Below are 18,039 nucleotides of genomic sequence, written 5' to 3' on the forward strand. Positions count from 1 at the left end.
CCTCCAAATTTATCTTATCAATCTTGCTTTATTTTGATCCATTAATTTTTGTAAAGTTTCTTCAGGATTTTTTACTTTTTGCATAAATATCATAGCTGCTATGATATATGGTTTGAAACTTGCTTCTTTGTATAGCGGCACTCTGTATCTGTCAAATACAGTTGCATCTACCTCACCTGTCTTGCAGCTTACACCTGTTATGTCAGCGGGCAGGCAGTGCATGTATAATGCTTTTCCGTTCTTTGTTGTCTTCATTAATTCTTCTGTACAAGCCCAGTCAGTATGTTCAGCATTTTGTGCAAGTAATTTCTTTTCTAATTCCTTAATCTCATCGAATTTTCCTTCTCCGTAAAGGTCAGTTCTTTCTTCCATAGCCGCAAAAGGAGCCCAGCTCTTAGGATAAACTATGTCCGCATCCCTGAAAGCCTCTGCCATATCATTGGTTTTTGTAAATTTTCCACCGTATTTTTCCGCATTCTTCTTAGCTACTTCTTCTACTTCAGGCATAACCTCGTATCCTTCAGGATGAGCAAGCACAACTTCCATACCGAATCTTGTCATAAGACCGATAATTCCTTGAGGTACAGAAAGAGGTTTTCCGTATGAAGGTGAATAAGCCCAAGTCATAGCGATTTTCTTTCCTTTTAAATTTTCAATTCCGCCAAATTCATTAATTAAATGTAATGCATCTGCCATAGTCTGTGTCGGGTGGTCAATATCGCATTGCAGATTAACTACCGTAGGTCTTTGTTCAAGAACTCCATCCTTAAATCCTTCTTCTACATACTCAGCAACTGCCTTTTCGTAAGTGTGACCTTTACCGATATACATGTCATCACGAATACCTATTACATCAGCCATGAAAGAAATCATATTAGCTGTTTCTTTAACTGTTTCGCCGTGAGCTATTTGTGATTTTCCTTCATCCAAGTCTTGTATTGTCAACCCTAACAGGTTACATGCAGAAGTAAATGAAAATCTTGTTCTTGTAGAGTTGTCTCTGAATACAGATATCCCTAAACCGGAATCGAATATTTTTGTACTGATATTGTTTTCTCTCAAATATCTGAGAGTATCTGCCACAGTGAATATTGCTTCTAATTCTTCCTGAGTTTTATCCCATGTAAGTAAAAAGTCGTTTTGATAAAGATCCTTATAATCTAATCCTTTTAATTTGTTTAATAAATCATTAAAATTTTTGTTCATGTGTTTCTCCTTTTAAATTAAGTTTTATTTTGATTTATTTATTAGGATAAGTTCCATTCCATACTATATCTCTATATCCTTCGAAATAAGTATCTCCTTCTGTGCTGAATAACAATACTACCGAATTTTCATCAAGCTTTAAGCTTTCTTTGATACTCTTTAATCCATCCTTAGTCATAACCTGTGATACAACACCCAAAGTTGCTGCTCCGCTTTCACCTGATATCACACTTTCGTCTCCTTTAAGCGGATTGCCTAAAACTCTCATGCCGTGAGCCGCAGTTTCTTCCGGTATTGATAAGAAATTTTCTGCATATGCATTAAGTATAGGCCAGCCGATTGTGATTGGCTCTCCGCATGCGAGCCCCGCCATAATAGTGTTCATTTCACCTGTTACAGGATGCAATTTGCCGTCATCTGCTTTTGCCGTCTTGTAAAGACAAGCTGCCTTGTCCGGCTCTACTATCGTTATTATCGGCTTGTTGTCTGCATATACTGATGAAAAGAATCCGCATACTCCCGATGCCATTGAACCTACTCCGGCCTGTAAAAAAACATGTGTAGGTCTTATGTTTTGTTTTTGTAGTTTCAAATATGCCTCATATGCCATAGTCATGTAACCCTGCATAATCCATCTCGGCAATTCTTCATATCCCGGCCATGATGTGTCCTGAACCATCACATAGCCGTTTTTTTCAGCCAATTCGTTGCAGTACCTGACGGTATCATCATAATTCCACTCTGTTATCTCACATGTTGCCCCGTGCGCTCTTATTCTGTCACGTCTTTCATAAGCGCTTCCCTTTGGCATATAAACAATTGCTTTTTGTTTTAACTGTTCTGCTGTCCAAGCGATTCCTCTTCCGTGATTTCCGTCAGTTGCCGTAATAAACGTTAATTCACCTAATTCTTTTTTCACTTTATCGGAAATTAATGTTTTATATGGAAGTTCATCTATGTCTTTTCCTAATTTTTTAGCTATATACTGTCCTATTGTATAGCTTCCGCCTAATACCTTAAATGCATTGAGCCCAAACCTGTATGATTCATCTTTTATGAAGACATCTTTTAGGCCAAGATGCTTTGCTAATTCCTTTAATTCAACCAAAGGGGTCTCCGTATACTGATCAAAGCTTGAATGATATTTAAGAACTTTCTTCGCTGTTTCTTCATTCACAAAGCTTAAATCGGTTTTCTCTCTTTTGGAAATATCATTTTGTACTAAATCATATTTAAATGTCATCTCTAATACCTTTCTTAAAATATTTTACAAACTATATTAAAGCAAAATTTGTGCCAACTTTTTTATAAATTATTATCATATTTTTATAGTTTAAAAAATTCAAATAATTTATTCTGTTGAATTTTCAATAAAATTTAAATTTCAAATAATAATAGGAAAACTAAATTCCCGATAATTTAATTACATTATTATCAATATGATAAAATATTATCATTTTGATAATAACGACTTATTAATTTGTTATTAAATAAAATTGTTTGTCTTTGAATAGTTTTAATCTCTATTAAAAAATTATTGTTAAAAAATATACTATCCATAAATATGCATTTATCAATTTGATAATTATTTACTTTATTAAGGTGCATCTTTACAATCACATTTACTATTATTTAATATTTGCGGACAATTATTCAAAATTCTCAGGGAAATGCATCAAATTTGGCATAAAAAAAAGGGGTTGTTTTACCCCTTAATGAATGACAACGAAGCAGACGGGATTTTTCAGCGACCTAAGTTTAACTTTGAAGTTTTCTATATAACGTTGCAATCCCAATCCCCAACACCTTTGCTGCTTCCAATTTTCCTTCTGTTGTATCGCCATAATAATCTATTGCTTTTTTTATTTCTTCATATTCTATTTCTTTTAGTGGTCTTATTGTATCATTTTTAATTATATTATTGTTCTTCTTGATATTTATAGGAAGAGCATCATCGTTAATAATTCCGAACTCCATCATATTAACCATAAACTCGACCGTATTCTCCAGCTCTCTGACATTTCCGTACCATGGATATAACAGTAGCTTTTTCATTGTTTCATCTTCTATTCGTATGAAATTTTTACCAAACAGCTTTCTGTAATAATGTACAAAATAATATACTAAATCCTTTATATCTTCTTTTCTTTCTCTCAGAGGAGCTATCTCTATGGGAATTACATTTAATCTGTAATACAAATCCTCCCGGAATTTATTTTCATTAATCATTTTTCTTAAATCTTTGTTTGTTGCGGCAATTATTCTAACATCCAAAGGAATTACCTGGTTAGAGCCTATTCTTATAACTTTTTTGTCCTGAATAACTCTTAAAAGCTTTGACTGGAGATAAATCGGCATGTCCCCTATTTCGTCTAAAAAGATGACTCCGTTATTAGCAAGCTCAAATTTACCGATTTTACCGTTTGGATCGGCTCCCGTAAAAGCTCCTTTAACGTATCCGAACAATTCGCTTTCAAGCAATGGTTCCGGTATTGCTGCGCAATTTATAGCCACAAATCTGTTGTTTCTTCTGTCAGAATTCTGCCATATTGCTGTAGCCACAACTTCTTTACCGCTTCCGCTTTCTCCGGTTATAAGAACTGTCGAAAATGAATTAGCTACCTTTTTAATTTCTTCCTTAAGCTCAATTGTTTTTTTGCTTGTTCCTATAATTTTATCGGTATTAAGCGCATTAACGGTTGAAGTCATAGCATATATATTCGATTGAACGTTTTTAATATCTTTAAAAAGCATTACCTGCTTGTACAAAAGATTTTCCGGAACATCGTATATATCCCCTATGACAGTGTTAACATTATTTCCTATTCTTACCCTGTACTCCTTGCTGTTATTAACAGTATCACCGGTCGGTTCTATATGAATTTTTTCATTATTAATAATTCTCGTTATGCCTAATTGCTGCTTAGCGCTAAGATTAATTGTATCTACATTTCCATCGTTGTTGATGATTATAGCGCCTTCGTCCATTGACCTTGTAATAAGTTTCAGCATTTCTATTATTGACTGCTTTTCTTCAGCATCAGCATATTCATACGCTTTTGTTGCTATGAAGTCGGCAATTTGAGCTAAAAAATCTAAATAACTGTCTAAATTATCCAAAATCATTTTTTTAGATTCTTCATTGTCACTTGCCATGCCGATTACACCTATAATTTCACCTTTCATTTTTATAGGTATGGATATTTCAAAGGTTTCATGACATTCATTTTTAATTTTGCAATTTTTACATCTTTCGTCCTCGCCCGGATCTCTTACTATTTGCAGTTCACCTGTCTTTATGGCATTTTTATAAACGTGAGAATTTTCAGATACATCTTCATATATTCCTTCACTGAAAATTCCCGTACCTGCAACTCTGATTAATTCTCTGTTTACTACCTCAACATCTACTTTGGCTATCTTTGCCGTTATCTTTGCATATTTTTGAACCGTATCCGCAATGTTGGACAAATTATACATTAATTTCACCCTCTTCGATTTATTATCATAAATACAAGCAGATTTTTTATTTATTATATCATAATGATAATTATTTGAAAATAAAATTAACATCTCTTAAAAAGTAAGCAGTGGAATGTATCAAATTTATTTGCTCGCTTTCGCTCGCATAAATTTGGCATTCCTTGCATTTGACCTACCATCCATTTGAACCGCACTGTCGTTTGTTCAAACGGGGTTAGGGCATAAAAAAGAAGCCCTCAAAAATTTGATGAATTTTTGAGGGCTTCCTGATTGACCGCCTGAACGGCAACGATGCAGGCAGGCGTTTACCAATACAACCAGATTGTAGAAAAAGTTCGTCCTGCAAGGCGCCGGAAGACGGGCAACCGCAGCGTATTCAGACATACGTGAGGATTGACCGGCTGAACGGCAACGACGCAGGCGAGATTTTTCGGCAATCTGGGTTTACATCATACCCATTCCGCCGCCCATAGGTGGCATAGCAGGTGCTTCTTCTTTCGGTTCATCTGCAACGGCTGCTTCTGTAGTCAATAGCATTGAAGCTACGCTTGATGCGTTTTGAAGAGCTGATCTTACTACCTTAGTCGGGTCAACAATACCTGCTTCAATCATGTTAACATATTTTTCATTCAATGCATCAAAACCGATACCTTTTTCGCTGTTTTTAATTTTTTCAACTATTACAGAGCCTTCAAGTCCTGCGTTTGCAGCAATTTGTCTTACAGGCTCCTCCAAAGCTTTTTCGATAATTTTAGCACCCGTCTTAGCATCTCCTGTCAATGTTTCTGCGATTTCAGCAACAACTTTTGTAGTAGACAATAATGCAACACCGCCGCCTGATACTAATCCTTCTTCAACCGCAGCTCTTGTAGCATTTAAAGCGTCTTCTATTCTTAGTTTTTTATCTTTCATTTCAGTTTCGGTAGCCGCTCCAACGTTGATAACTGCTACTCCGCCTGTTAATTTTGCTAATCTTTCCTGTAGTTTTTCTTTATCAAAATCAGAAGTTGATTCTTCCCATTGAGCTTTTATTTGTTTTACCCTGTTAGAGATTTCTTCTTGAGAACCTGCACCGTTAACAATTATAGTGTTTTCTTTGTCTATTTTAATCGTTCCTGCATTTCCAAGCATATCTATAGTTGTATCTTTTAATTCATAACCTAACTCTTCGGTAATTACCTGTCCACCGGTAAGAATAGCAATATCTTTTAACATTTCTTTTCTTCTGTCACCAAATCCCGGAGCCTTAACTGCAATGCAGTTGAATGTACCTCTCAATTTGTTTAATACTAAAGTAGCTAATGCTTCGCCTTCTATGTCTTCAGCTATAATAACAAGTGATCTGCCTGTTTGAACGATTTGTTCTAATACAGGAAGAATTTCCTGAATGTTTGTAATTTTTTTATCTGTTATCAAAATATATGGGTTCTCTAAAACAGCTTCCATTTTTTCTGTGTTAGTTACCATGTAAGCTGATAAATATCCTCTGTCAAACTGCATACCTTCAACTACTGTAAGCTCTGTACCCATGGTCTTTGATTCTTCTACAGTTATAACACCGTCCTTACCAACCTTCTCCATTGCATCGGCAATCAATCTTCCTATTTCTTCGTCTCCGGCTGATACAGAAGCTATTTGAGCAATTTCTTCTGAAGTTTCAACCTTTTTAGTTGCATTTTTAAGTTCGGCAACTGCAGCCTCTACTGCTTTTTGAATACCTTTCTTAAGTATCATCGGGTTAGCACCTGCTGCAACGTTCTTTAAGCCCTCTCTGATAATTGCCTGAGCTAATAAAGTAGCTGTAGTAGTACCGTCACCAGCTACATCGTTTGTTTTAGTTGCAACTTCTTTAACTAACTGAGCACCCATGTTTTCATATGGATCTGACAATTCGATTTCTCTTGCAATTGTAACACCGTCATTAGTAATAACGGGCGAGCCGAAAGTTTTATTTAATACTACATTTCTTCCCTTAGGTCCTAATGTTACTTTTACTGTATCAGCTAATGCATTAACGCCTTTTTCCATTGAACGGCGTGCATCTTCGTTAAATTTTATTATTTTTGCCATTTCTACTACCTCTCTTTATTTTTATTCTATAACTGCTAAAACATCGGATAATTTAATAATTATTAATTCTTCTCCATCAACCTTAACTTCTGTTCCTGCAAATTTAGAGAAAATTACTTTATCTCCAACCTTAATTTCATCTTTTTTCTTTTCATCGGAAGTTATTCCTGCTCCAACTGCAAGAACTTCAGCAACTTGAGGTTTTTCCTTAGCAGTTCCCGGCAGCACTATGCCGCTTTTGGTTTTTTCTTCTGCTTCCACCATTTTAATTACTACTCTTTCGCCTAATGGTTTTACTGACATTTTAAATTCCTCCTATTTATTTTATGTAATTATTTATCTATTTTTGTTAGCACTCATTGACTTAGAGTGCTAATACTAACAATGTATATGATACCTATTAGCAGAGTGGTTTTCAAGTACCATTTTATCCAATTTAGACTTATTTTTTCAAATTAATGTGTCTTTTCTAATATAATCTTAAAATTGCTTTTATTTACTAATTATTTCTTTGGATTTTATGTAAACTCAATAAAGAAGGTGCTGCCGCCGCCCTTCGTATCCTTTACATAAATTTTTCCTCTGTGCAGGCTTATGATTTCCTTTGCGACACTGAGACCCAGGCCGTAGTGCTCTTTTTTGCTGCGTGAGGAATCCGTCCTGTAAAATCTTTCAAATACCTTCTCCTTATATTCGTCCGGTATTCCCTTTCCGTTGTCTGCAACGTAAATTAGAAATGTGCGCTTGGTTTTACAGGCTCCTAAAATAATTTTCCCTCCCGGCTCTGTATAAAACACAGCGTTGTCCAAAAGACAGCAAAGAGCCTGGCTCAGCCTTTGAAAATCACCTTTTATTGCAGGTAAGGACTCATCGGGCAGATCCAATATCAATGACTGATTCTTAGCCTTGGCTATTTCTTCATATGCCTCGTAGGTATTTATAATAAGAGTGTCCGGTTCAACTTCGCCCGCACGGAAGGACCAAGTTCCTGCATCGGCGCTGGCAAGCAAAAGCAGGTCATCCACAAGTCGGGACATTCTTTTGCACTCATTTTTAATGGTGTTTAAAAATCTCCTTTTCTCATTCTCAGTCTCGCTTATTTCAAATGCAGAGGCGCTTACACCCAGTACGGTCAGAGGAGACCTGAGCTCGTGGGAAGCGGCGGCCACAAATTCTGTCTGCTGTCTCCTGCTTGCTTCAATCGGCTGTATAGCTTTTCCCGCAAACTGCCATCCGAATACGGATAATGATGCCATCACAACTGTGATTGCGAAAAAAAATTTGATGCGGCTTTGCAACATATCCGATTTCTGCATGCTTAAATCCATCAGCAGCGTAAGGCTTTGCCACCCTCCTGCCGAGGATGGGAGTATTACAGCCGCAGCCTGGTAAGGTTCATTGTCTTCCCCGCTGATTTCAAAGGTTATGCTGCTTACATCTATAGATGACCGGGGCGGCAGCTTAATATCAAAATTATGTTTTTCAAATGCAACCTTCTGGGCCTTTTCCACAAGGAGCTCTCTTTCTACGCCGGTTTTTAAAGCACCCCTGAACAGAAGGGGTTTCCGGTTATCCTCAATATGAATTATGAGCATGTTCCCTGACTCCATTTGAGAAAGCCACGTATTGTCGATGACCCTGCCGCTTTGGAGCTTATATACAATTGAATTAATGTTATTCCGAAATGTTATGCTGCTTTGATTTTTAAGTTGGGTTTCCGACATATGAAGGTACCATGCGAAAAAGCAGACTAATATTATGCCCGTGGTCAAAATATATGTGAGAGTGAATTTTATACGGAGTTTTTTAAGCATCTTTTACCTCCATGGAATATCCTACGCCCCGGGCTGTCTTTATGAACAGCCTGCTTCCCACAAATCTAAGCCTTTTCCTCAAAAAATGCACGTAGTTGTCTAAGTTCCCGTCCTCTACGGGAGCATCAGGACCCCATACACGAGACAGAAGGACGGAACGGGGCATGATGCATCCCCGATTTCTCATGAAAATTTCAAGCAGCTCAGATTCTTTTTTGGAAAGCGTGCATTTGGTCGAAGGTCCTTTCAAAGTGCACCTCAGCAGGTCGAGCTCCGTATTATCAAGTACTATAACTTCCGTGCTTTTCCACTGCCGGGGTCGCCGGCTTACAGCTCTTACCCTTGCCAACAGCTCATTTATATCGAAGGGCTTTACAATGTAATCGTCTGCTCCGGTGTCTAAGCCGGCAATTCTGTCTCCGATGCCGTCCAGTGCGGTTATCATTATAACCTGAGAGGTTATGCCCAGGGCTCTCGTCCGGGACAGCACGTCCATGCCGTCCAGCTCCGGCAGCAGACGATCCAAAAGTATAAGGTCATATGCTTCCTGCTTTATGAAGTGCAGCCCGTCCTCCCCGTTTAAGCATGTATCCACGATATAGCCTTCCTGTTCAAGATGAAATTTTACGGCACCGCAAAGAGCCGTATCATCCTCGATAATAAGTATTCTCATTTTTTCCCCCGTGATAATGTTATTTGCTTATTATAATATAATACCTGTCTCTAAATAATCTTTAAATGAATTTGAGGTTATTTAGAGACAGGTATATTATAATTGAATAAGTCAGTATTGTAAACACGCATAAGCTTGCCTGTTAACGGTAAAGCAATGCTGTTTATAACTGATAAATATTAATGTTCAAGGGGAACGCTATGAAAAAAATCACAAAGTCTTTATTACTTTTTATATGCTGTATGTCCGCATTGCTTTTGATCTCATGCGGAGCGGACAATGATTCACCGTCAAGCACCGGAGGGCAGCCTGCCATGGGAAGGTATGTGGAAAAGGATTTAAAATATCCTGTGGAGGATATGAAGGGTGTAACTTCCATAAAAAAATCCGACGGTTCCATTGATTTATACATGTACTTGGGTGAATCACCATGGTGCGAGCTGCATAATACAAAGGATGGAATCGAATATGAGCAGGAAGATATACCTTGGTTTTCTGAATTGGCCGAAAAACAATACAGTATATACAGTATAGGCTATGACACTGACGGCAGTAAATATATACTGGTGTTTGGAGAACCTGAGGAAGGAAGCAAGGTCTACAGCAAGGTTTACCGGGTAACCGGCGATGACAGGCTTGAAGAAATAAAAATGGAGTGGCAAAAAAACTCGGCAGGTGAATTGAGGGTTTACATGAGGGAAATTAAAGTTGCCTCAAACGGGGATTTGCTGTTCTCCAATGTGGGAAGCGGAATTGAGCAGTATTCGACGGAGGGCAAATTCAAAAACCGGTACGGCGGCGAATATGATGAAAGATTTACAGTTTCGGGAGACAGCTTGTTTATAATTAACGAGGATTCATCCCAGATATCCATTTATGATTTGAATACTTACGAGAAAAAAACAGATGTGAATTATGACCATATGACCCGTGACGCAGTGCTTACCGGAGGCAGCAACGGAAGCCTGTACCTGACTGACAGAAGCGGAGTATACAGGCTTGTGGAAGGAGGAAGCCTCTGGGAAAAAATAATCGAAGGAGAGCTCACTTCCCTGTCCATACCCTCGCTTTATTTCGGCGGCGCCATAGAGGCAGAGCGGGGAGAATTCTACATACTATATGCTGATTCCGAGTCAAACAACAGCATTTTTAAATACGAATATGACGAAAATATATCCACGGTGCCCGGTACCGAGCTTACAGTGTACACACTGAATGAAAACAGTACGCTTAGGCAGACCGCCGGAGAATTTCAAAGGAAAAATCCTGATATTAGGGTCAATATTATGATTGGAATTGATGAAGCTTTCTCTGTGACGAAGGATGATGCTCTAAAGGCTTTGAATACGGAAATTATGGCAGGTAAGGGTCCTGATCTTATATTGTTAGACGGGATGGATGTTGAATCATATATTTCAAAAGGGGTTTTGGCGGATTTGTCCGGTGCGGTGAAAAAAGTAAATGGAGGAGGGGAAAAGCTCGTGGACAGTGCGGTAAATGTATATGAGCAAGATTTAAAAATATTTGCGGTACCTGCCAAATTTACAGTACCTTCCATATGGATAGATGAAAAGTACGCCGACAGTGTTAAAACTCTTAGGTCGCTTGCAGAATTTGCAAAGTCTCACAACGACCGTCAGGCTGTACCGTTTTCGTCCTATATGGAGTTAATAAAAATTTTCAGCATGTCAAGCGGGTCAGCATGGTTTGATAAAAACGGGAATTTAGACGAAAAGGCAGTGGCTGAATTTTTAGTGGACGTTAAGGGAATTTATGATTCAGGAAAAAAATCTACAGGTGGAGAGGAAAAAGAAGATGAAAGAAGTTGGGGAGGAACCGACTCAAAATCACAGGCTTTTGCTAAGTCAATGTCAGGTGGTGAATCCAATATTTTCGACTGGGCATTCGGGAGATCCTATGCATACTGTTCCAATCTGAAAAGCTATAATTCCGTAAATTCTCCTTCGCTGGCAGTTGCCGAAAGAAAAGGCGGAATAGCTTTACCCCTTCCTGGACAGGCAGAAAATGTATTTATACCTGTTAATATAATAGGAATAAACGCAAGGACAGAGAAATTTGATATTGCAGAAGAATTTGTAAGTCTTATGCTTTCCTCTTCTGTCCAGAATGCAAGAACCTTTGACGGCTTTCCCGTAAATATAAAATCTTTAGAGCACGGAACAGAGGGCAAGGGAAATGAAGACTTTTATTTTGGAATGACTAACAATGCAGAAACGGAAGAGGGACTTATTGAAGAAGAGCTTGCGGGACCCATGCCTTCCGCCGAAGAACTGAAAAAGGTCATGGAGCTGTGCTTGAGCATAAAAACACCATATGTTCCGGATGATACGTTATTGGAGATGATAATTGATGAAACGGAGGAATATTTTGCAGGGAATGAAACTGCGGAACAAGCTGCTTCCAAAATTAAAGAAAGAACAAGACTCTACCTTTCGGAGTAAAAATAAAAATAGTTTATTTGCATTTTTATTCATCATTCCCAGTTTATTGGGGGTAAGCATATTTAAGTTACTTCCTTTTGCCGATGTTCTGAAAAGATCTTTTTACCGGGGTATGAGCGGTGAGTTTTCGGGTTTGGAAAATTATATATCCGTTCTGCAGAATGAAGCCTTCAGGTTGGCCGCTGCCAACACTCTCAGGTTCGTAGCCCTGTGCATACCTGTGCTGATGGCATTTTCCCTATTGCTTTCGGTCTTAATCGGAGGCTGCAAGTACGAAGCGGATTTCTTCAAAACCACCTCCCTCATACCCATGGCGCTGCCTGCGGCATCGGTGGCTTTTCTGTGGAAAGCGGCGTTCCATAAAAACGGGCTGGTAAACGGCATGCTGATTTATATGGGGGGCAGCCCTCAGGATTTTATGGGCACGGAATTGGCATTTTACATGCTGATAATATGCTATATATGGAGGAACGCAGGCTATGACACGGTTTTGTGGTCTGCCTCACTGTCGAACATTTCCCCGAATCTTTATGAGGCGGCTTCCGTCGACGGGGCAGGACCTGTGATGCAGTTCTTCCTTGTAACGCTTCCGGGAGTAAAACAGGATTTTTTCATCATAGGCATACTGTCCCTGATTAACTCTTTCAAGGTTTTCAGGGAGGCATACCTTGTGGCGGGCGCATATCCTCACACGAGCATGTACCTGCTTCAGCACCTGTTTAACAACTGGTTTGCTTCCCTTGATATGGATAAGTTGTGTGCAGGAGCGGTGATGACTGCAGGTATTATATTTTTCCTTATATTCCTGCTGAAAAAAATATCGGGAGAGGCTGCAAAATGAAAAAAATCTTTAATATAAACGTATTGATACTGACTGCTTTTTCCGTACTTGTATGGCTGCCTGTGGCAATGATTGCCGGCGGTTCTTTCATGAGCGCCGATGAATTTGATCAAAACCTGTCCCCTGTGCTTGCAGATGAAGGGGGAGAAAATACGGCAGACTGGAGCGTTATACCCCGTTACCCTACACTTAAGCCCTATGTGGAACTTCTAATTGATTCTCCCGGATTTTTCGCGGCCTTTTGGAATTCCTGCAAAATCGTGTTACCGGTCCTGGCAGGGCAGCTCCTGATTTGCGTTCCGGCGGCCTGGGGCTTCGCCATGTATGAGTTCAGGTTTAAAAAAGTTCTGCTTACCCTATATATTGCCCTGATGCTGATGCCATTCCAGGTTACAATGGTTTCCGATTACCTGATATTAGACAGGCTGAAGCTTTTAAACACGCATTTGGGAATAATTCTGCCGGCTGTTTTTTCAACGTTCCCTGTATTTATTATGTATATGTTATTCAGGGCGGTGCCTGCCGCAATTATTGAGGCGGCGGAAACGGACGGAGCCGGAGAATTTGAGATATTTGTGCACATAGGGCTTCCTATGGGAGCACCGGGAATTGTATCTGTTATTGTCTTGGATTTTTTGGAATACTGGAGCATTATAGAGCAGCCCCTTATATTTCTGAAGGACAAAGCTCTGTGGCCTCTGTCGCTGTTTATGCCCGATATTGCTTCCGGCACAGGTGTCCTGTACTTGGCCGCATCTGTTTTGATGATAGTGCCGTCAATGCTCATATTTTTATTGGGGCAGAAGCATCTGGAAAAAGGCATACGGGCATCAGGCCTGAAAGAATGAGCCAAAGGAGGCAGCTATGACATATGATTGCAAGGAAAATGAAAAAAATAAAAAACAAAAAATTTATGCAAAGGCACTTGCCGGTTTTTTCGTGCTAATGCTGCTTTTCACCACACTCTCAAGAGCGGCTGATTCCGTCGCGGTTGCAAAGGTATATGCAAAAAAGGCGGAAAGGGGCAGGCTGTCTCATGAAACCTTGTGCGAAGGATGGATGGAGCCGAGGGAAAAGCTGCATATTTCTTCGGAAGAAGGATTCATAATCCTGGAGATAAAGGCTGAGCAAGGTCAGTCAGTAACAGCCGGGGAGCCCTTGATTATTCTTGATGCCAGTGATATAGAGGAGCAGCTTTCTGCGGCGGAGACCGAACTAAGGCTCTTAGAGCTGAAGAAACAAAGCCTTTCTCTGAACACCTATGATTCCTCCGGGGACAGATCTGTTGAAAAAGCTGAGGCAGAGCTTAAAAGAGCACAGGAGGATCTGGAGCTGAACAAGGAAATAAACGGGGGAATCAAGCTGGAAAAGGATAAAAGGGCGGTGGAAGATGCCTTGCTCAACCTGCAGGCAGCAATCGGGGAAAAAGAAAAAGCCCAGGCAGCGGATAAGGCAGCAAGGGAAAAGAACGAAATCGACAAGGAGTCCGCCGAATTGGAAATTCAGCTTAAAAATAAAGAAATCAGCTCCTTAAGGGAATTGGCTGCGGTCGGTTCCGCAATATATGCCGAAATTAGCGGAACAATAGATGAAATTTATGTCAAGTCCGGTGAAAAAACCTCGGGAGGGAACCTTATTTCTATTATACCGGGGAATTCAAAGTATTACTTTAAGGCAGTGACGGACAAGGAAGACGCAAAGTATATAAAGCAGGGGGATTCGGTGGAAGTCACTTTGGAAGGGCAAAAAGCACCCATAAAGGACGTAGAAGTTAAATGGGTGAAACTTTCGACGTCCGATAAAAACACAGTGGAAATAGCTGTTGAAATGCCGGAAAACAACGAACTTTACAACGGAATGGCAGCTTCCGTGAAGCATGTAAAAATCACGGAAGAATATAGTAAGGTCGTACCTTTAAGCGCTGTGAGAAGCAGCGGCACCGGTAATTATGTTCTTGGTATCAAGAATGTAAATACCCTGTTGGGAGAGGAGAATGCTGCATACCGGATAAATATAGAGGTGCTGGACAATGACGGAAGCAAAGCTGCAGTCAGCGGACTAAGTAACGAAGATGTAATAGTAAACAGCAATAAACCTATAGAAGAATCGGACAGAGTGAGGGTGAAAACCAAATGAAAAAATACAAAAGGGAGCTTTTAGCAATGCTGCTTGTGTTGGCGGGATGCATGCTGTGGAGCGGCGGTGCCGGCAGGTACGCAGAGCTGGACAGGGAATATAGAGGCATAAGCCTCAGGTTTGAAACGGCTCCTCTGAATATTGACGGCTTAGATGAAATACGCAGGCGGCAAAAAGACTCGGGAGCGGATTTTAAGCTAACTTCATGGAAGCAGGATTACAACATTGAGATAGAGGATCCGGACCTTGGAATATGTATCGAATCGGATGTTATCTATATGTGGGGAGACGGGAAAGGCATGTGCTGCCCCTGGGGGTATACGGACTGTTCCATGTCCTCGGACAAGGCATACGAGCTTTGGGGCTCACGGGATATATTGGGGAAAACTGTTTATATAGACGGCATTTCATACAAAGTAACTTGTGTAACAGATACCTTAACGGGGATAATTGCGGTGAAAAAGGATAATTACAAAAGCGGCGAAAAATTTGTTTCTTTGGACATGGAGCCGGAATCTGACGGAGACGAAGCAGGTGTGCTGATTGAAGAATTTATCCTTCAAAATTCACAAGCCGCAGATTCCTTAATCAATTATTCCGATATGGTGTCCGTGACAGGAAATTTTCCCATACTTCCTGCTTTTTTTGTTTCCGTCCTCATGTGCGGAAGAATATTGCTCAGGCTTTGCCCTGCCATAAAATACAAGTCCGGATACAGGGCAGCCGCCGTATATGTATTTCTTTTGGTTTTATGGATATGCCTGTGCTATTTTTCCGGATGTTTTTCCTTTAAAATACCTGAAAGCTTCATCCCTACAAAATGGTCGGATTTTGATTTCTGGTCAGGGCTTGCCGAAAGGTACAGGGAGAATTTGAGCGGGCTTAGGCTGACGAGGGGCTATGTTTTTGACGGTTATTTTGTAAAGTCATTAATATACATTGCCGTATGCGGACTGCTGAGCTCCTTTTGCCTTGGGGCGGCCTTAAGCCTTATCAGGAATAAAAGCCTGTGCCGACTTATGGCTGTTGAAACGGCATCTGCGTTCATATTGTTTTATGCCGCCTTGGCGTCAGGCACACAATACGGAAGGTATGCGGCAATATACTGGCTCATCCTCCCTGTATATTTTGCGCTTGACTGTTTTATAAATAATTTTAACGTGAGCGAAAGGACATAGTATGGCATCAGTAAAATTCGAAAATATAACGAAGGAATATCCGAAAGGCATCAGAGCACTGAAAAATATAAACCTGTATATAGACGACAGTGAGTTTATTGTTCTGGTGGGGCCCTCCGGCTGCGGAAAATCCACGGCTCTCAGAATAATAGCCGGCTTGGAAGACTGTACGGAGGGAAATTTATACATAGGAGGGCAGCCTGTCAAAAATGTCAGGCCCAAGGACCGAAATATCGCTATGGTATTTCAAAATTATGCTCTTTATCCCCACCTAACCGTGTTTGACAATATGGCCTTCGGTATGAAGATGCGGAAAACGGCAAAGGCTGAAATAAAGGAAAGAATAACAGGCGCCGCAGAAATGCTCCACATAGAAGAGCTTCTGGGCAGAAAGCCCGGAGAGCTGTCCGGAGGACAAAAGCAGAGAGTTGCACTGGGCAGAGCAATTGTACGGGAGCCCGGTGTTTTTCTTTTGGATGAGCCCTTGTCCAATCTGGATGCGGAGCTGAGGGCGCAGATGCGCATTGAAATAATAAAGCTGCACAAAAAACTTGGAACCACGTTTATCTACGTAACTCACGACCAGACGGAAGCTATGACAATGGCGGACAGGATAGTTGTAATGAAGGACGGAACAATACAGCAAACAGGTACTCCCAAAATCATTTACGAGAATCCCGCCAATATTTTTACGGCAGGCTTTATAGGGTCGCCAAGAATGAATTTCATCGAGGCGGCTGTCATCCTTTACGAAGACAGCATACTGCTGAAAACGGACAGCTTTACTTTGCCCTTGGACAAAACAGCATATAACAAAGACATCTTGAAAAAATATTCCGGCAGAAAGCTCATAGCCGGAATAAGGCCTGAGGACATAGACTGCACCGCCGGAAATAACGGGTACGTAATTGACGCGGTACATGAAATAACCGAGACCTTAGGGTACGAAGACTATGTTCATTTTGACGTTTCAGGAGAAAAAATAACGGCAAGGTCCGGCAGGAAAGAAAAATTCAAAGAAGGAACCTCCGTGAAAATCAGTCTTGATTTAAAAAGAATGCACCTGTTTGACAAAGAGAGTAAAAAAAATATAATTTATTAGATTTTAATAAGAATTTATGATTCTTAAAAAATATTTGGTATTTCACATTTGATTGTAGTATAATTAATATATCAATAGTATAACACATTTCTATTTAATATATATTAGGAGGATTTAAAATGTCTCTTGTCACATCCAAGGAAATGTTTAAAAAAGCATATGAAGGCAATTATGCGGTAGGTGCTTTCAACGTTAACAACATGGAAATAATCCAAGGTATCGTTGATGCTGCAAAGCAGGAAAATGCACCATTAATACTTCAGGTGTCTGCAGGTGCCAGAAAGTATGCAAACCCAATTTACTTAAAAAAGCTTGTTGAAGCTGCCATAGAAGATTCCGGCTTAGATATTTGTCTTCATTTAGACCATGGCGAAGATTTCGAAATCTGCAAGCAATGCGTTGATGATGGTTTTACATCAGTTATGATTGACGGTTCCAAATATCCTTTTGAAGAAAACATAGCACTTACTAAAAAGGTTGTTGAATATGCTCACAGCAATGGAGTTGTGGTAGAAGCCGAGTTAGGAAAATTAGCAGGTATTGAAGATACTGTTAATGTAAATATAAAAGACGCTACCTACACAGACCCTGATCAAGCGGCAGAATTTGTTGCAAAAACAGGTGTTGATTCATTGGCTATCGCAATAGGCACAAGTCACGGAGCATATAAATTCAAAGGCAACCCAAGCTTAGACTTTGAAAGATTACAAACTATCAGCGATTTGTTACCGAATTTCCCATTAGTACTTCACGGCTCATCGTCAGTGCCAAAAGAATTCGTAGATCTTTGCAACAAATACGGCGGTAAAATACCGGGGGCGGCAGGAGTTCCTGAAGAAATGTTAAGACGTGCTTCTCAAATGGGTGTATGTAAAATTAACATTGACACAGATTTAAGATTGGCAATGACCGCATGCATCAGACAATTATTTGTTGAAAACCCGTCTGAATTTGATCCAAGAAAATACTTAGGACTGGGAAGAACAGCCATAAAAGATATGGTTGCACACAAAATGAGAAATGTATTAGGCTGCAGCGGCAAAAGATAGAAGAAATTGATAGGGTAAAAAAATC

General features: G+C 40.0%; 14 protein-coding genes. 7 read left to right on the forward strand and 7 right to left on the reverse strand.

The window, feature by feature from the left end; genetic code table 11:
• Positions 1-9: 9 nt before the first annotated feature.
• The 7 genes from ygeW to RT412_RS07620 all read right to left on the reverse strand — a co-directional run bounded on the left by ygeW (position 10) and on the right by RT412_RS07620 (position 9,246).
• Positions 10-1,206 carry a knotted carbamoyltransferase YgeW gene (gene ygeW / locus RT412_RS07590; RefSeq protein ID WP_313341667.1) on the reverse strand — a complete coding sequence of 399 codons (1,197 nt, stop codon included), beginning with the start codon at positions 1,204-1,206 and terminating at the stop codon, positions 10-12.
• Positions 1,207-1,240: 34 nt separating this feature from the next.
• The gene (dpaL, locus tag RT412_RS07595; RefSeq protein WP_313341670.1) at positions 1,241-2,449 is read right to left on the reverse strand and encodes a diaminopropionate ammonia-lyase; all 1,209 of its coding nucleotides are present in this window, start codon (positions 2,447-2,449) and stop codon (positions 1,241-1,243) included.
• A gap of 515 nt (positions 2,450-2,964) precedes the next feature.
• Positions 2,965-4,686 carry a sigma 54-interacting transcriptional regulator gene (locus tag RT412_RS07600; protein ID WP_313341673.1) on the reverse strand — a complete coding sequence of 574 codons (1,722 nt, stop codon included), beginning with the start codon at positions 4,684-4,686 and terminating at the stop codon, positions 2,965-2,967.
• A 447-nt stretch (positions 4,687-5,133) separates the two neighbouring features.
• Positions 5,134-6,759 carry a chaperonin GroEL gene (groL, locus tag RT412_RS07605; RefSeq protein WP_313341676.1) on the reverse strand — a complete coding sequence of 542 codons (1,626 nt, stop codon included), beginning with the start codon at positions 6,757-6,759 and terminating at the stop codon, positions 5,134-5,136.
• A gap of 21 nt (positions 6,760-6,780) precedes the next feature.
• Positions 6,781-7,062, reverse strand: a complete 282-nt coding sequence (gene groES, locus RT412_RS07610) for a co-chaperone GroES (protein WP_313341678.1) — start codon at positions 7,060-7,062, stop codon at positions 6,781-6,783.
• Positions 7,063-7,277: 215 nt separating this feature from the next.
• Positions 7,278-8,573 carry a HAMP domain-containing sensor histidine kinase gene (locus tag RT412_RS07615; RefSeq protein ID WP_313370880.1) on the reverse strand — a complete coding sequence of 432 codons (1,296 nt, stop codon included), beginning with the start codon at positions 8,571-8,573 and terminating at the stop codon, positions 7,278-7,280.
• Positions 8,566-9,246: a response regulator transcription factor gene (locus tag RT412_RS07620; protein WP_313341683.1), complete on the reverse strand. Its 681-nt coding sequence runs from the start codon at positions 9,244-9,246 to the stop codon at positions 8,566-8,568. Before RT412_RS07620 ends, RT412_RS07615 begins: the two co-directional genes overlap by 8 nt.
• A 200-nt stretch (positions 9,247-9,446) precedes the next feature.
• Here RT412_RS07620 and RT412_RS07625 point away from each other — a divergent pair, with 200 nt between their 5' ends.
• The 7 genes from RT412_RS07625 to fba all read left to right on the forward strand — a co-directional run bounded on the left by RT412_RS07625 (position 9,447) and on the right by fba (position 18,014).
• A complete protein-coding gene (locus RT412_RS07625; RefSeq protein WP_313341686.1) occupies positions 9,447-11,708 on the forward strand; it encodes an ABC transporter substrate-binding protein in 2,262 nt (753 codons plus the stop codon).
• Positions 11,644-12,549 carry a sugar ABC transporter permease gene (locus RT412_RS07630; RefSeq protein WP_313342025.1) on the forward strand — a complete coding sequence of 302 codons (906 nt, stop codon included), beginning with the start codon at positions 11,644-11,646 and terminating at the stop codon, positions 12,547-12,549. Before RT412_RS07625 ends, RT412_RS07630 begins: the two co-directional genes overlap by 65 nt.
• Positions 12,546-13,397, forward strand: coding sequence for a carbohydrate ABC transporter permease (locus RT412_RS07635; protein ID WP_313341689.1), 852 nt, complete (start codon positions 12,546-12,548; stop codon positions 13,395-13,397). Before RT412_RS07630 ends, RT412_RS07635 begins: the two co-directional genes overlap by 4 nt.
• A 16-nt stretch (positions 13,398-13,413) precedes the next feature.
• Entirely contained in the window at positions 13,414-14,685 is a 1,272-nt protein-coding gene (locus RT412_RS07640) for an HlyD family efflux transporter periplasmic adaptor subunit (protein ID WP_313341691.1), read from the forward strand.
• Positions 14,682-15,863, forward strand: a complete 1,182-nt coding sequence (locus tag RT412_RS07645) for a hypothetical protein (protein ID WP_313341694.1) — start codon at positions 14,682-14,684, stop codon at positions 15,861-15,863. Before RT412_RS07640 ends, RT412_RS07645 begins: the two co-directional genes overlap by 4 nt.
• A gap of 1 nt (position 15,864) precedes the next feature.
• Positions 15,865-16,965: a sn-glycerol-3-phosphate ABC transporter ATP-binding protein UgpC gene (locus RT412_RS07650; RefSeq protein WP_313341696.1), complete on the forward strand. Its 1,101-nt coding sequence runs from the start codon at positions 15,865-15,867 to the stop codon at positions 16,963-16,965.
• A gap of 119 nt (positions 16,966-17,084) precedes the next feature.
• Positions 17,085-18,014 (forward strand): class II fructose-1,6-bisphosphate aldolase, encoded by a 930-nt coding sequence (fba, locus tag RT412_RS07655; protein ID WP_313341698.1) that lies wholly within the window; start codon positions 17,085-17,087, stop codon positions 18,012-18,014.
• Positions 18,015-18,039 lie beyond the last annotated feature (25 nt).

The organism is Sedimentibacter sp. (genome assembly GCF_032080165.1).
GTDB lineage: Bacteria > Bacillota > Clostridia > Tissierellales > Sedimentibacteraceae > Sedimentibacter.

What these genes read in the sequence shown, in the direction of transcription:
- RT412_RS07630 (WP_313342025.1), top strand. Translation starts at nt 11,644, where the DNA reads ATGAAACTGCGGAACAAGCTGCTTCCAAAATTAAAGAAAGAACAAGAC.
- RT412_RS07615 (WP_313370880.1), bottom strand. Translation starts at nt 8,573, where the DNA reads ATGCTTAAAAAACTCCGTATAAAATTCACTCTCACATATATTTTGACC.
- groES (WP_313341678.1), bottom strand. Translation starts at nt 7,062, where the DNA reads ATGTCAGTAAAACCATTAGGCGAAAGAGTAGTAATTAAAATGGTGGAA.
- RT412_RS07625 (WP_313341686.1), top strand. Translation starts at nt 9,447, where the DNA reads ATGAAAAAAATCACAAAGTCTTTATTACTTTTTATATGCTGTATGTCC.
- ygeW (WP_313341667.1), bottom strand. Translation starts at nt 1,206, where the DNA reads ATGAACAAAAATTTTAATGATTTATTAAACAAATTAAAAGGATTAGAT.
- RT412_RS07620 (WP_313341683.1), bottom strand. Translation starts at nt 9,246, where the DNA reads ATGAGAATACTTATTATCGAGGATGATACGGCTCTTTGCGGTGCCGTA.
- RT412_RS07645 (WP_313341694.1), top strand. Translation starts at nt 14,682, where the DNA reads ATGAAAAAATACAAAAGGGAGCTTTTAGCAATGCTGCTTGTGTTGGCG.
- groL (WP_313341676.1), bottom strand. Translation starts at nt 6,759, where the DNA reads ATGGCAAAAATAATAAAATTTAACGAAGATGCACGCCGTTCAATGGAA.
- dpaL (WP_313341670.1), bottom strand. Translation starts at nt 2,449, where the DNA reads ATGACATTTAAATATGATTTAGTACAAAATGATATTTCCAAAAGAGAG.
- RT412_RS07600 (WP_313341673.1), bottom strand. Translation starts at nt 4,686, where the DNA reads ATGTATAATTTGTCCAACATTGCGGATACGGTTCAAAAATATGCAAAG.
- RT412_RS07640 (WP_313341691.1), top strand. Translation starts at nt 13,414, where the DNA reads ATGACATATGATTGCAAGGAAAATGAAAAAAATAAAAAACAAAAAATT.
- RT412_RS07635 (WP_313341689.1), top strand. Translation starts at nt 12,546, where the DNA reads ATGAAAAAAATCTTTAATATAAACGTATTGATACTGACTGCTTTTTCC.
- fba (WP_313341698.1), top strand. Translation starts at nt 17,085, where the DNA reads ATGTCTCTTGTCACATCCAAGGAAATGTTTAAAAAAGCATATGAAGGC.
- RT412_RS07650 (WP_313341696.1), top strand. Translation starts at nt 15,865, where the DNA reads ATGGCATCAGTAAAATTCGAAAATATAACGAAGGAATATCCGAAAGGC.